This is a genomic window from Amycolatopsis sp. NPDC006131 (assembly GCF_040614175.1).
Lineage (GTDB): Bacteria > Actinomycetota > Actinomycetes > Mycobacteriales > Pseudonocardiaceae > Amycolatopsis_E > Amycolatopsis_E tucumanensis.
The window spans coordinates 14,764-28,808 of sequence record NZ_JBEXTX010000055.1; the positions used below are offsets into that span (position 1 = coordinate 14,764).

12 protein-coding genes are annotated in these 14,045 nt (G+C 72.4%); 7 read left to right on the forward strand and 5 right to left on the reverse strand.

Translation table 11 applies throughout. The annotated features are described in order from the left end of the window. Positions 1-89 precede the first annotated feature (89 nt). A complete protein-coding gene (locus ABZ215_RS25610; RefSeq protein WP_237335064.1) occupies positions 90-227 on the forward strand; it encodes a hypothetical protein in 138 nt (45 codons plus the stop codon). A 1-nt stretch (position 228) separates the two neighbouring features. Here the strand turns inward: ABZ215_RS25610 and ABZ215_RS25615 are convergent, their stop codons facing one another. From ABZ215_RS25615 to ABZ215_RS25625, 3 genes are all read right to left on the reverse strand, one after another. Further along, positions 229-1,353, reverse strand: a complete 1,125-nt coding sequence (locus ABZ215_RS25615; protein WP_354952219.1) for a DUF1015 family protein — start codon at positions 1,351-1,353, stop codon at positions 229-231. A gap of 23 nt (positions 1,354-1,376) precedes the next feature. Next, complete coding sequence (locus ABZ215_RS25620) at positions 1,377-2,195, reverse strand: alpha/beta hydrolase (RefSeq protein ID WP_354952221.1); 819 nt, start codon at positions 2,193-2,195, stop codon at positions 1,377-1,379. 97 nt (positions 2,196-2,292) lie between these two features. Further along, a complete protein-coding gene (locus ABZ215_RS25625; protein WP_354952223.1) occupies positions 2,293-3,333 on the reverse strand; it encodes an AraC family transcriptional regulator in 1,041 nt (346 codons plus the stop codon). Between the two features lie 140 nt (positions 3,334-3,473). Here ABZ215_RS25625 and ABZ215_RS25630 point away from each other — a divergent pair, with 140 nt between their 5' ends. The 5 genes from ABZ215_RS25630 to ABZ215_RS25650 all read left to right on the forward strand — a co-directional run bounded on the left by ABZ215_RS25630 (position 3,474) and on the right by ABZ215_RS25650 (position 9,025). Continuing rightward, complete coding sequence (locus tag ABZ215_RS25630) at positions 3,474-4,961, forward strand: NAD(P)/FAD-dependent oxidoreductase (protein ID WP_354952225.1); 1,488 nt, start codon at positions 3,474-3,476, stop codon at positions 4,959-4,961. Then, the gene (locus ABZ215_RS25635; protein ID WP_354952227.1) at positions 4,958-6,655 is read left to right on the forward strand and encodes a GMC family oxidoreductase; all 1,698 of its coding nucleotides are present in this window, start codon (positions 4,958-4,960) and stop codon (positions 6,653-6,655) included. The genes ABZ215_RS25630 and ABZ215_RS25635 overlap by 4 nt, the downstream gene beginning before the upstream one ends. A gap of 192 nt (positions 6,656-6,847) precedes the next feature. Further along, positions 6,848-7,468: an acetoacetate decarboxylase family protein gene (locus ABZ215_RS25640; protein WP_354952229.1), complete on the forward strand. Its 621-nt coding sequence runs from the start codon at positions 6,848-6,850 to the stop codon at positions 7,466-7,468. A gap of 339 nt (positions 7,469-7,807) precedes the next feature. After that, entirely contained in the window at positions 7,808-8,113 is a 306-nt protein-coding gene (locus ABZ215_RS25645) for a hypothetical protein (protein WP_020419116.1), read from the forward strand. Positions 8,114-8,761: 648 nt separating this feature from the next. After that, positions 8,762-9,025 (forward strand): hypothetical protein, encoded by a 264-nt coding sequence (locus ABZ215_RS25650; protein WP_017982274.1) that lies wholly within the window; start codon positions 8,762-8,764, stop codon positions 9,023-9,025. 244 nt (positions 9,026-9,269) lie between these two features. On the opposite strand, the gene ABZ215_RS25655 is transcribed toward ABZ215_RS25650, so the two are convergent. After that, positions 9,270-12,053, reverse strand: coding sequence for a hypothetical protein (locus tag ABZ215_RS25655; protein WP_354952231.1), 2,784 nt, complete (start codon positions 12,051-12,053; stop codon positions 9,270-9,272). A 412-nt stretch (positions 12,054-12,465) separates the two neighbouring features. Further along, on the reverse strand, positions 12,466-13,095 hold the full coding sequence (locus tag ABZ215_RS25660; RefSeq protein ID WP_354952233.1) for a zinc-binding dehydrogenase: 630 nt from the start codon (positions 13,093-13,095) through the stop codon (positions 12,466-12,468). Here ABZ215_RS25660 and ABZ215_RS25665 point away from each other — a divergent pair. Continuing rightward, entirely contained in the window at positions 13,085-14,017 is a 933-nt protein-coding gene (locus tag ABZ215_RS25665; RefSeq protein ID WP_354952235.1) for a helix-turn-helix domain-containing protein, read from the forward strand. The two genes, ABZ215_RS25660 and ABZ215_RS25665, sit on opposite strands and share 11 nt — an antisense overlap. The last annotated feature ends 28 nt before the right edge of the window (positions 14,018-14,045 follow it).

The following is a 14,045-nucleotide window of genomic DNA, read 5'->3' on the forward strand; positions in this document are numbered from 1 at the left end:
GGGTTGCGGGCGGAGGGGCCGGTCCCGGTCTGAGCCACGCTTCCAGGGCGGCGAGCAGCGGCCGGCTCCCCGCGGGGCTCCGTGCGGACATGGTGTTGCTCGATGACGACCCGACGGCGGTGCCGAGTGGGCGGATCGGCGAGATCGGTGTGCTGGCGACGTTCGTCGGTGGCCGCTGCGTGCACGGTGCGGAGGGGTTGCGGGTGGACGGGCCAGTGCCGGTCTGACTCACCCCTCGAGCGCGGCGAGCAGCAGCCCGCTGCGCGGCTTCGGGGTGAAATACGTGCTCTTGCGCGGCATGCGGCGGCCCTGCGCGTGCGCGGCGAGCACTTCGGACAGCGGGACGGGCGCCAGGCGCAGCACGGCGTCCGTCCCCGGTCCGGGGGAATGCCCCTCGGGCAGCGCGTGCACGTGCGGGCCTTCCGGGTCGAGGCCGAGTGCCCTGTCCAGCAACAGGTTCTCCACCGCAGCGTGGTCCGGTCCTCCGCCGGGCAGCGCCACCACCAGCCCGCCGCCGCGGGCGGAAACCGCCACCGTGCCGGGCTCGACACCGGACACTTCGGACTCTTCGGGTACCTCGCGCACCGTCAGCCCGGCGGCGCGCCAGGCGGTGGCCAGTTCGCGCGCGCCGAGGCCGGTGCCGCTGATCGTGCGGTGGATCGCGCCGATGCGCAGGTCCGGTCCCGCGGTCACCAGTGCCAGAAGTGGCGTGCCCGCCTCGGCCGCCGCGGCGACGCGGTGGTTGCCGTCGGCCACCAGCAGGGGAGCGGAGCGCACCGCGGCGAGCAACCGGTCCTGCTCGTCCCCGGGGCCGGTGAGCCACAACCGGTGCGAGCGGCCCGCGCCGTCGGTCAAGTCCACCGCGGGATCGCCGTGCATCGCGGCCAGCACGGCGGGCGTGAGCTCGTCGCCGGTGACCGGCACCAGCATCGCGGCGCTCGTCGCGCAGCCGAGAGCCCGCAGCGCCGCGGCGCGTTCGGCGACGACACCGGCGTAGACCTCTTCGCTGTGCCGGATCCGCGCGCCGACCGCGGACGGGTCGACCAGGCACAACACCCCGGCGGCGATCCCGTCGTGCCCGGCGATCCGGTACGGCGCCACCACCTCGCGCACGCGCCGGTAGTCCCGTTCCCGCAAGCGGTCCAGCATCGCGCGCGCCGCGGGCAGCGCTTCCCGCAGCGACGCCGCGCCCGGCTGCCGGTGCGGGTGCTGCACCGCCAGCAGCGAATCGCCCGGCTCCGCGGCCAGCGCCGCGGTGATCTCGTCGGCGTCGGCGAACTCGTCCACGTCCGGACCGGTCACCGGACCGTCGGGCACCCAGCCGGTGCCGATCGCGCGCGCCCATTCCGCCATACCCCGATCCTGCCGGACCGGGCTCAGCTCGCCTGCGACAGCTCCCCGGCCGGCTCGCCGGACTGCGCGCGGGCCTCGTCCCGCGCCCAGCGGGCCAGGCGCGGCGCGGCGGCCACGTAGAAGTCCGGGTCCAGCCCCATGCCGGTGTGCGTGCTGCGGACCTCGACGCACTCGGCGTACGGATCCAGGCACAGCTGCCACGGCGCGATCGCGTCCTCGCGCGAGTACACCGCCAGCGCGGGCACCTCCGGCGGCAGCGGCGCGGCCAGCGCCTTGATGTTCTCGTCGTAGCACGGCCCGGTGAAGCAGTCCAGATCCATCAGCCCCGGAATGCCCAAAGTGGACAGACGGGCGAGGACGCGGGCCACCCGCACCACTTTCGGGTGCGCGCCCAGCGGGTCCAGCACCGGGCTGCCGAGCATCACCAGCCCGCGCACCAGATCCGGCCGGCGGATCGCGGCCAGCCGCGCCAGCCACCCGCCGCGGCTCTGCCCGATGATCACCACGCGGCCGCCGGTCTCCTCGGCGTGCTGCTCCAGCCGGGCCTCGATGCGGTCGACCAGTTCGGTGGTGCACCCGACGTTGAAACCGATCCGTGACCCGGCAGGCCGGTATCCACGTGCCTTCAGCCACGCGCTCGCCAGTGTCAAGCTGCGGTCGCCGAACCCGAAACCGGGCACCAGCAGCACACCCAGCCCGGCGCCCTCCTCCGGGTCCTCGGGCCGCCAGATCGGATGACGCATCAGTCGCGGGATGTCCAGCAGTGCCAGCAACAGGTGCTCGCGCGCGGCCGTGCGGATCGTTTCGCCCGCTTCGCGCGCGGGCTGGAGCAGCGTCAACATGTGCGGCCTCCTCGCAGCTGAAGAGACCATTGATCTACCCAGGATCCGCGTGGTTGACACCTGGAGCCTTATCCCACCGTCGAAAGGGGACGCGAAGTCAGTCCCGTCTCCCGGACCGCAGGTACCGCGCCGGGGTCGTGCCGGTCCACCGGCGGAACGCGTAGATGAAACTCGACGCCTCCGCGTATCCCAGCCGCAGCGCCACATCCTCCACCGACAGCGCGCCGGTCGCGAGCATCTCCTCGGCGAGCGCCTGCCGGACTTCGTCGAGCAGGCCGCGGAAACTGGTGCCGGCGTCCTCCAGCCGCCGCCGGAGAGTGCGGGTGCTGACGTTCAGCTCCCGCGCCACGTCCTCCATCGCGAGCGTGCCGCCGACGCGGATCAGCTTGTCCCGCACCTGGTGCGCGATGCCGGAGCGGGCACGGCGGCGGCTGACCAGCTCGCGGCACTGCGCCTCGCACAACGCGACCGTGTGCTCACTGGCCTGCGGCAGCGGCTGCCCCAGTGCGGCCGCGTCGATCGCCACGTGGTGGGCGGGCGCGCCGAACGCCGGACGGCACCCGAAGACCTCCTCGTACCGGACCGGATCGGGTGGCTCGGGGAACCGGAACTCCAGGCGCCGCACGTTCAGGCCGCCGGGCAGGAGGTCCTGCATCACCGTGTGGATCGCGCTGATGTCGCGCTCCAGCAGGAACCGGCGCACGTCGTGCGGCAGCCCGTCGTCCCGCAGCTCGAAGCGCAGCTCCTCGGCGGCCAGCTCGACCACCGGCAGGCAGAAGATGAAGCTGAGGTCGAGGTAGCGCAGGGCGAAGGTGATCGCGTCGCGCAGCGTCGGGCTGCTGATGCAGGCGAACCCGAACACGCCGAACGTGGTGACCCGGTAGCGCACGCCGGCGTCCACGCCGAGGCCCGGCGGGTCGCCCAGCTCCCGCACGAGGTTGCGCGCGACGGTCAGTTCCTGGTGCGCGTCGACCTGCGCCGCCGGGTCGTCCAAGCGGGACGGGGGCAGCCCGGTGCCGCGCAGCAGGGCGTCCCGCGGCACGCCGCGCTCGGCCCCGAAGCGCACCAGGAGGGCGACGCTCGCGACGCCGCGGGGGAAGTCCCAGTCCCGGACGGCGACCGGCAGCTGCTGACTCATGGCCGGAAGTATGGATTCCGCCGGTCACCGGCTCGCGACCGGGGTGGCCGAAAATCTCGGTTTCCTGGCCGCTGGTCTCTGTGGCGGAGTGACCCGCAGCACCTACTGTGGAGTAGCCCCACTCACCGCCGAGGAGCAGCATGGCACGCACCACCGCCCACCGACCGCCCTCCGTCGTCATCATCGGCGCCGGGTTCGGCGGCCTGGCCGTCGCGACCGAACTGGTCCGCGCCGGGTTCCGCGACTTCACCATCCTGGAGAGAGCGGACGAGATCGGCGGGGTGTGGCGGGAGAACACCTACCCCGGCGCCGGGTGCGACATCCCGTCGCCGCTGTACTCGTTCTCCCACCGGCCCAACCCGGACTGGCCGATGCGGTTCTCCCTGCAGGCCGACATCAAGGCCTACCTCGAGGACGTCGCCCGCGAGTACGGCGTGACCGACCGGATCCGGTTCGGCACCGGCGTCGCCGCGGCGGAGTTCGACGAGGCCACCGGCCGCTGGCGGGTCCGCACCGAAGCCGGCGAGATCATCGAGGCCGACGTCCTGGTGCCCGCCGTGGGCCAGCTGTCCCGCCCGGCGGTGCCCGACCTGCCGGGCCGCGAATCCTTCCGCGGGCGGGCTTTCCACTCCGCGGCCTGGGACCACGACGCCGACCTCACGGGCAAGCGGGTCGCGGTGATCGGCACCGGCGCCAGCGCGATCCAGTTCGTGCCGAAACTCCAGCAGATCGCCGGCCACGTGACCGTGTTCCAGCGGTCGGCGCCGTGGATCGTGCCCAAGAACGACATCGCCTACCGGCCCTGGCACCGCGCGTTGTTCCGCCGCCTGCCGGTCACCCAGAAGATCGAGCGGTTCCGGATCTGGCTGATCTGCGAGTTCCTCTCGCTCGGGCTGGTCGACCTCCCGCTCGTGCGCCGCTACCTGGAACGGCTGGCGAGCAGGCACCTGACCAGCCAGGTGCCGGACCCGGAGCTGCGCGCCAAGCTCACCCCGGACTACGAGCCCGGGTGCAAGCGAGCGCTGTTCTCCAACGAGTACTACCCGGCCCTGACCCGGCCCAACGTCACCGTCGAGACCGAGAAGATCGTGGAGATCGTGCCGGAGGGCGTGCGCACGGCCGACGGCGTGGTGCACGACGCGGACGTGCTGGTGTACGGCACCGGGTTCCGCGCCACCGACTTCCTGGTCCCGATGACCGTGCGCGGCCGCGGCGGGGCGGAGCTGGCCGACACCTGGCGCGACGGCGCGTGGGCCTACCTCGGCATCACGGTGCCGCGGTTCCCGAACCTGTTCCTGGTCTACGGGCCCAACACGAACCTGGGCGGCAACTCGATCGTCTACATGCTCGAGTCGCAGGCCCGCTACATCGTGCAGGCGGTGCGCGCGCTGGCGAGCAGGCCGGGCGTGGCGCTGGACGTCAAGCCCGAGGTCGCCGCGCGCTTCGACACCGTCCTGCAGCGCAAGCTCGGCCGCTCGGTGTGGACCCGCTGTTCCAGCTGGTACCGCAACGAGGCGGGCCGGATCGTCAACAACTGGCCCGGCACGGTCACGCAGTACCGGCTGAAGACCCGGGCCCTGGATCTGAACGACTACCGCGCGATCGTGGCGGGAGGGGACGGCGCATGAGCGGCGAGCTGGACTACGACGTCGTGGTGATCGGCTCGGGTTTCGGGGGCAGCGTGAGCGCGCTGCGCCTGACGGAGAAGGGCTACCGGGTCGGGGTGCTGGAGGCGGGCCGCCGGTTCGCCGACGACGAGTTCGCCAAGACCTCGTGGCGGCTGCGGAAGTACCTGTGGGCGCCGCTGCTGGGCTGTTTCGGCATCCAGCGGCTGACGTTGCTGCGCGACACCTTCATCCTGAGCGGCACCGGCGTCGGCGGCGGGTCACTGGTCTACGCCAACACGCTGTACGAGCCGCCGGCCCGGTTCTACGCCGACCGGCAGTGGGCGCACATCACCGACTGGCGCGACGAGCTGGCCCCGTACTACGACCAGGCGAAGCGGATGCTGGGCGTCACCCCGTACCCGGGCACCACGCGGGCGGACCGGGTGTTGCGCGAGGTGGCCGAGGACATGGGCATCGCTCACACGTTCCGGCCGACGCCGGTCGGGGTGCTGTTCGCGACCGGTGACCAGAAGCCCGGCCAGGAGGTGCCGGACCCGTTCTTCGGCGGCGCCGGCCCGTCCCGCCGCACCTGCCTGAACTGCGGCTCGTGCATGACCGGGTGCCGCCACGGCGCGAAGAACACCCTGGTGAAGAACTACCTGCACCTCGCCGAGCGGGCGGGTGCGGTGGTGCACCCGCTGACGACGGTGGTGGACGTCCTGCCGCGCCCCGGGGGCGGGTACGAGGTGACCACCGTCCGCACCGGGTCGCGCAGGCACCGCCGGACGTTCACCTGCGAGCAGGTCGTGTTCGCCGCGTCCGCGCTGGGCACGCAGCGACTGCTGCACCGGCTGCGTGACCGCGGCTCGCTGCCGAAGATCTCGAAGCGGCTCGGGTACCTGTCGCGCACCAACTCGGAGGCGATCCTGGCGGTGCGCTCGCGCGACAAGAACGCCGACTACACCGACGGGGTGGCGATCACGTCGTCGATGCACCCGGACGAGGTCACGCACGTCGAGCCGGTGCGGTACGGCAAGGGCAGCAACCTGATGAGCCTGCTCGCCACCGTGCTGGTGGACGGCAAGGACGGGCACCGGCGGTGGGTGCTGGGGCTGCGCGAGCTGGCGCGGCACTGGCGGGAGCTGCCGCGCATCCAGAACCCGCGGAAGTGGTCGGAGCAGATGGTGGGGCTGCTGGTGATGCAGAGCCTGGACAACTCGGTGACCACCTACACGCGGCGGGGCCTGTTCGGCCGCCGGATGACGACGCGCCAGGGCGACGGCGCGCCGAACCCCACGTGGATCCCGCACGGCCACGAGGTCGCGCGGCGGGTGGCGGAGAAGATCGACGGCGTGCCGCAGGGCGCCTGGACCGACATGGCGAACATCCCGCTGACCGGGCACTTCATCGGCGGCTGCGCGATCGGCGACTCCCCGGAGACCGGCGTGGTCGATCCCTACCAGCGGCTGTACAACTATCCGGGCCTGCACGTCGTGGACGGCTCGGCGATTTCGGCGAACCTGGGGGTGAACCCGTCCCTGACGATCACCGCCCAGGCCGAACGGGCGCTCGCGCTGTGGCCGAACAAGGGCGAGGCCGACCAGCGGCCGCCGCTGGGCGCGCCCTACGCCCGGCTGGCCCCGGTGGCGCCGAAGAACCCGGTGGTGCCCGAGGCCGCACCGGGCGCGCTGCGGCTGCCGGTCACGCCGGTCTGAGGCCGGTGCGTTGTTTGGTGGTGGGGCCGGTGGCGGCGATTCCGCCGCCACGGGACGGTTATCCGGGTGCGCGTCAGGCCGCGCGTGCCACGGCTCTCTGTCACGCAGCGGCTGGTCCGCGACTCCGGAGTTCCCGGCGTCGTCCACCGGCGCGCGCCGGTTGTCCTGTCCCTTCGAGCTGAGGTTGCCTTGATGTCGGATGCGATCGAGTACCCGCCCGAGCCGTGGCACCTGCGTGGCCACCTGCACGTCTCCGCCTGGTGTGTGCCCGTGGGGGAGCTGCCCGAACTGCCGCCGGGCGTGCGGCCGCTCACGGTGGCCGGGCGGGCGGTCGTGCTCGCCGCGTGGGTCGACTACCAGCCGCCCGGGGTGTTGTCCTACCGGGAGCTCATGGTGACCGTCGTGGTCCGCGGCGGGATTGCCGTGACCATCCCGCACATCTGGGTCGACAGCCCGGCCTCGCTGGCAGGCGGGCGCGCCCTGTGGCACATCCCGAAGGAGCTGGCGGACTTCACCCTCACCGACGAACCCGGCTTCGCCGCGGAGGCCCGCGTGGACGGGGACCTCTTGGCAGGTGCGGAATTCCGGCGCCGTCGTGCGCTGCCGGTGCGGTTGCCGCTGGCCTTCTCCGTCCTGCAGCGCGGCCCCAAGCGCAGCGGCGTGCGGGTGACCGCCCGGCTCGGGGTGGCCCGATCGGTGTGGCGGGTCGGCGCCGGCGGCCCGCTGGCGTTCCTGTCCGGGCGCCGGCCGCTGCTCAGCCTGGTCGCCCGCGACTTCCGGATGCGGTTCGGCGGCGGCCGCCGCGCCGAATGACACGCTTGTAAGTCACCCGCGTGGTCTAATCTGCGCGGCGAATCCGGCCACGCGCGGTATCCGTTACTCCACCGGATCAGGGGGTTTAATCGCTGGCACGATCGGATCGCGCCAGCCCCGATGACCCAGCGTGAAGGCCGGCGCTCGCGTTGTCGCAGCGCACGACGGTGCGGCCGTTCCAGCGGGCGCCGGCGGCGTTTGAAACGTCGTTCGTCCGGGTGAGCCACGGTCGCTTTCGCGATCACCGAACTTCCCGATCACCGGCTGCTAGCGTCTGCCGTGCTCGCGACGGGGTCACCCGGAGCGGGCGGAACTGTAGCCGAGCGATCGGATGAGAGAGTGCTGAAGAAGTCTGCGATTGTCGCCGCTGCCGCGGCCGGCTTGATGATGATCGGTTCCCCGGCCTTCGCCACGCAGGGCGCGTGGGACGAGGGTGGCGACACCGGCCAGCTGGGCCTGCTCAACGTCGACGACGTCGCCAACGACAACAACGTCGGTGTCTGCGACAACAACGTCAACGTCCTGGGTGTCCAGGTGGCGGACGCGCTGGAGGGTGTCGGCGCGACCGTGCCGATCCTGTCGGGCGCTTCGGACGCCGAGTCCGGCGACGCGCCGGACACCTGCGTCGCCGAGGCCGACAACTGAGGTCTGCGCGACGACCCTGAACCGGCTCCGCCGGCCGGGGTGCTGTGCACGGGTGCGGACGGGAATCACTGGTACTGATTCCCGTCCGCGCCTTTTCTTCGGGTTAGTGGGAAACGCGAACACCCGCATTCGGATTCGGATGCGGGTGTTTTTTCGTGCGCGCGAACGGGGTCGTGGAGCGGCGTCCGCGCGGCCGATCCGGTGCCCCGCGCGCGCTGCCGAGCACGTGGGAGAGCAGGCCGGGGGCGAATTACATGCCTGTAAGTCACACGGCCGGGCTAATTGCCCGATCTTGTCTACTCACCCAGCGTGTTCGAGCTTCTACCTGATCGAGGGGTTTAGACGCTGTCCAACCGGCGCGCTGCACGGTCGATCACGCGCCGTGAAAACCAGTGTGAGCGAAACGGGCGGATAATCGCAGCGCATCGCGTATGGGCGTGCGGAAGACTGGTTCACGGGTAGCGAAACGTCGTTCGTCCGGGTGATGGCGACAAGCCCGCGCATTTGCTTTCGGCGCACCTTGCCTGCTGATAATGTCTGCCGTGCTCGCGACGGAAGTCTCGTCGCGGCGGAACTGTAGTCGAGTTGATGGGGAATAAAAAGGTGCTCAAGAAGTCCGCAATTGTTGCCGCTGCTGCGGCCGGTTTCATGATGATCGGTTCCCCGGCCTTCGCCACGCAGGGCGGGGGATGGGACGACGGCGGCGACACCGGTCAGCTGGGTCTGATCAACGTCGACGACGTTCTCAACGACAACAACGTCGGTGTCTGCGACAACAACGTCAACGTGCTCGGCGTCCAGGTGGCCGACGCCCTGAACGGCGTGGGCGTGACCGTGCCGATCCTGACCGGCGCCTCCGAGGCCGACTCGGGCTCCGCCCCGGACACCTGCATCGCCGAGGCCGACAACTGAGACCGGACCCCACGGGGTCCTGGGTCGACCGACCCTGATCCGGCCGAGAGTCCCGGTGCGGTCTGACTGCACTCCGGATCCCCGGGACGGTTTTCTGGGTGAGAGCCGGCCGGGTCACGGAAAAAACGGGTGCGGACGGGAATTACTGGTACTAATTCCCGTCCGCACCCGGTGTTCTTCGGGTAGAACAACGACGAGCACCCGTATTCGACGCGAATGCGGGTGTTTCGTCGTGTCCGCGATCTTAGCTTCCGGCCGGTTGTGGCGCGACTCCGTCGGGCGCGCTGGTGCCCTCCGTCACCTCCGGCAGGCCGGCCGCTTCCGCCAGTTCCCTGGCCACCACGTACTCGCCCAGCTGCCTGCCGAGCTCGGCGTAGGCGCCGAACTTGCCGTCGTCGAAGAACTGGTCGCTCGTGCCGTCCCGCGGGAACTCCGGGTGGTGCGCGGCGTAGGACAGCAGCTCGTAGGGCAGGTCCCGCCACAGCAGCGCCTTCGCCACGATCAGCCGTCCCACCCCGGCCTGCCCGCTCTCCGGCGGGTAGTGGATCGTCCCGGTGATCACCGGGCTCTCCGACAGCCTGCTGTTCAGGTTGCTGAGCGGGTGCTCCGGCGAGAGCGGCTCCCCGCCGCCGGGTTCGGACCGCCACGGGTCGTCCAGCGTGACCCGCACGCCCAGCTCCTGCGCGGCCAGCGCGAGCGCCGAGGCCAGCCCGCCCGCCGTCGGCGGCGCGTCCGCGCCCGCGTCGATGCAGTAGATCGTCGTGCAGCGGCGGCGGAACAGCTCGACCAGGCCGAGGTTGTCGTAGTGCCCGCCGTCGGTGACGTGCAGCAGCCGGTCGGCGTGCGAGTGGATGCCGAGCACCTCGCGCAGCAGGTAGGGCAGCCGTCGCGCGTGCGGCAGCGCGGGGTAGGCCCAGGCGGCGCGGTCGGTGCGCGGCGGGCAGCGCAGCAGCACGTCCGGGTTGGGCAGCCACGTGCCCAGCCGGGCCCCGGACAGGGCGAGCAGGATCTGGTACCAGCGCGATGCGCGGCCCATCGACGACGCGAACGCCGCCCCGCTGATCGCGACCGCGCCCTGGACGGTCAGGTCCCGACGGAACCGGCCCGGCACCGACTCCTGCAGCCGCGCGGTCTCGATCCAGCCGACGTCCGGGCCGCCGACCCAGCGGCTGTTCATCGTGAAGGAGACGGCGCCGAGCCCGGGGGAGGTGCGGCCTTCGCCGGTGAGGTTCGCCGCCGCCGCGAACACGACGCGCGGGAAGTTCTCGGCGTGCCCGTAGGTCGCGAGCGAGCTGCGCTCGGTGCTCGGGTAGGGCGCGGCGACGACCTGCCCGTCGTCACGGCGGACTCGGCGCACGGCGAACGTGCACGCCAGCCGTTCCCGGTAGAAGGGGTGCAGGCTGAGCGAGGTCTCGTCGATCAGCCCGCCGACGACGATCAGCACGACCACCAGACCGAGCGCGGCCCACAGCAGGTCCGGCTCGCCCAGCGGCGTGATCACCGAGGCGAACAGCAGCAGCCAGGCCAGGGCGAGGACCGTGGTCGTGATGATCACCAGGAGGCGCTGGGTGAGGCTGGTCGGCAGCGCCGCGGTGAGCGCGTCGAGCGAGTCGCGCGCCTTGGTGACGACCTTGCGGTTGCGCCACCCCATCGTCGCCAGTGCGGACACGTAGGTCAGCAGCAGCGCGACGAACGGGCTGCCGAGCGTGATCGAGGGCGGGGTCAGGGTGAGCAGCCGGTCGGCCAGCCAGGCGATGGCGGGCAGGCCGAGCGTGAGCAGCGCGATCAGGCCGGCGAGCAGCGCGAGCCTGGTGGACAGGCGCCGGGCGATCTGGCGCAGCAGCGGCTTCGCCGGCGGAATCCAGCGGGCCACCAGGGAGATCACGGCGGCGAACACCAGCGTCAGGCCCAGTGACAGCAGCGCGCCCAGCCGGGGCGCGGGGTAACCGCCGTCGCCGGGGAACACGGTGAGCGGGACCTGCTGGTACAGCCAGCCGGCGGCCACGCCGAGCACGACCGCGGGGGCGAACACCAGGAACAGCGACAGCACCAGGCCGCGGGCGATCACGCCGAGGGCGGTGAGCAGCTCGGCCCGCGTGCCTGCGAGGTAGCTGACGTGACGCCGGACGTGGTCTTCCTCGACGCTGCCGGGGCCGAACGCGGTTTCCGGTGTCGCGACCGGACGGCCGCGGGGCGGCTCCTTCGGATCGGTCGCCGTGGTGAGGGCCTGCACCAGCGCGCCCGCGGTGTAGCCGCCGCCGGAGACGGACACCAGGTACTGGGCGCCGAGGAGCCGTTGCCGCAGCGGCTGGAGCGCGCCGAGCGCGACGCTGGCCGAGCGGATCCCGCCGCCGGACAACGCGAACCCGGTGCCGCCGGTCGGTTCGCCCGGGGGCAGGCGGTACCCGTTGCGCCACCGGGTGGCTGCCGTGGTTTCGCCTTCGTCGCAGGCGCCGTCGGGGTCCTCTGGTTTGAGCGCGGCCGAGCAGACGCCGTCGGGCGGGTCGTGCTTCACCGGCCGCGCCGAGCGGAGCAGGGTGAGCACGATGCCGTAGAGCGCGAGCAGGAGCGCCGGGAGCAGCCCGGCGAACTTGGTGACCGCGGCCGCACTGGCCAGTTCGAGCGGGACGGGGGCCGGATCGCAGGTGGCGACCAGCAGGAACACGTTCTCCAGGACGTCCGAGACGACCGCGACCAGCCCGGCGATGCGGCCGAAGCGGGCGACCTCGTACATCGCGGTGCCCGGCCGGCAGACCCACAGCGCCGCGGTGGTGCCCAGCAGCACGGCGAGCCCGTAGCCGGCGATCAGCGCGAAGTCCCACCACAGGGTGGCCGCGGTGCCGGGCGGGAACGGCAGCGGCTGGCCGCGCCCGCCGAGCTGACGCCCGGCGATCCCGGTGTCCTCGGCGAAAGCCAGGTACAACCCGGTGCCGAGCGCGGCGAACAGGAAAGCGGCGACGGCGGTCGAGGCCGCCCTGCCCCGCCCCGGGACCTCGCCCGCCCTGGGCAGCAGCTCACGCCAGCGCATCCTCGCCTCCCCAGCGGATCCGCACAGTACTGCGTGGAGTGTGGTGGCGGTGGCTCCCGGTGTAAAGGCGGGGCCGGATGAACAGCCCGTAACCGTTATGCGTGCGCCGGTTCGGCCAGCCCCCGGCCGGACTCGTCGGGCACCGACGGGAGTTCACGTCGAAGGTGGACTCCGAATTCGCCGCCGTGCCCGGTCAACACGAGGCGTGCGTCCTGAGCACGGCGACCTTCGGACTCGCCGCGGACAGACGCGCACGAGGATTCGCAGAGGCCGAGCACCACAAGCCGATGGCGGATAGCGACGAACCCGGAACGGTGGCGCTCGGACCGGTCAGGTCCGGGATCTCCCGCCACTCGGAGTCGGTTCATGCGGTGAGGCTATCGGCGCCGCCACGGGGGAGATCCGCGGCCGGTCAGGGCACGAGCACCACCTTCCCGGTCGCCTGGTCGTCCTCCAGGTAGCGGTGCGCTTCGGCGACGTCGTCGAGGCTGAAGACCCGGTCGACGTGCGGGTGGAGGACCCTGGCCTCGACCTGGTCGACGACCCGCTGCAGCACGGCCGCGCCCGCCGCGCCGCGCACGGTGTCGCTGTGGAAAGCGGTCAGCCTGGTGCCGGTGGGGATCATCGCGATCGGCTCGAACGCCGGGATCAGCCAGCCGCTGAGCGAGCCCGCGACGCACACCGTTCCGCCGCGGCGGACCAGCCGCAGCGAATCCAGCACCGTGCTCGTCCCGACCAGGTCGAGGACGTGATCAGGGCCCTCCGGCCACGCCTCGATCGTGAGCGGCCCGCCCTCGTCGACGAGGACGTGGTCGGCGACCAGCGCCGCGGCCTTGTGCCGCCGCCGGGTCGTGGCGGCGGTCTCGGCCCCGAGTGCGGCCGCGATCGACGCCGCCGCCATACCCACGGACGAGGTCCCGCCGCGGATCAGCAACCGCTCACCGCGCGCCACCCCCAGCGCGTCCAGCGCGCCCTGCGCCGTCAGGTACGTCTCGGGCAGCGCGGCGAGCGCCTCCCACGGCAGGCTCGTCGTGACCGGCATCAGCCTCGTGCGGTTGCGGGGCGCCGGGCTGAACCGGTCGGACCTGCGGACCCGCCAGGGCCACTCCCCCTCCGTGGTGTTCCCGCGGGTGCTGGGAATCGAGTGCGTGGGCGAGCTGGCGCCGTCGACCGACCCACGGCTGGCGGAGGGCAGCATCGTCGCTTCGGTGATGGGCGAAATCGTGCGGGCGTCCTCATGCGATCCACTGTCGCGGGCGCCGGAGGTGGCGGGCGGGACGAGCGCCGACCACTCCCACACGCGAGGGTACCTGGTTTACGCGGCCCAAGGCGTCCTGTCCGTGCACACCGAGGGCGGCACGTCGATCGTCCCCGCCAACCGCGTCGCGTGGATTCCGGCGGGCTGCCCGCACCACCACCGCGCGCACGGGCACACCGACATGCGGATCGTCTTCCTGCCGCCGTCGCCGGCCCAGCTGGCGCCCGTCCGGCCGGCCGTGTTCCTGGCCTCCGCCCTCGCCAGGGAGGTCCTGCTCGCGCTGACCGGTCCCCGCGACCGGGACCGCGCCGCGAACGCGCGGCTCCGCCGGGTGCTCGTCGACGAACTCCGCGAAGCCGGCGAGCAGCCGCTGCAACTCCCGGAGCCCCGCGACGACCGGCTGCGGGCGGTCGCGCGGATCCTGTACGAGCAGCCCGCGGACAACACCCCGCTGGCCGGGCTGGGACGGCGGACCGGGGCCAGTGCCCGCACCCTCAGCCGGCTCTTCCGCCGCGAGCTCGGCATGACCTCCTACCAGTGGCGGACCCAGGTGCGCGTCCACCACGCGCTCGTCCTGCTGGCCGAGGGCCACGACACCACGCACGTCGCCCACGCCTGCGGCTGGTCGAACCCCAGCAGCTTCATCGCGGCCTTCGCCGCCGTCGTCGGCACCACGCCGGGCCGCTACCGCACGGACACACGGTGACCGGGAACTGTTAACCGGCGGACAATCC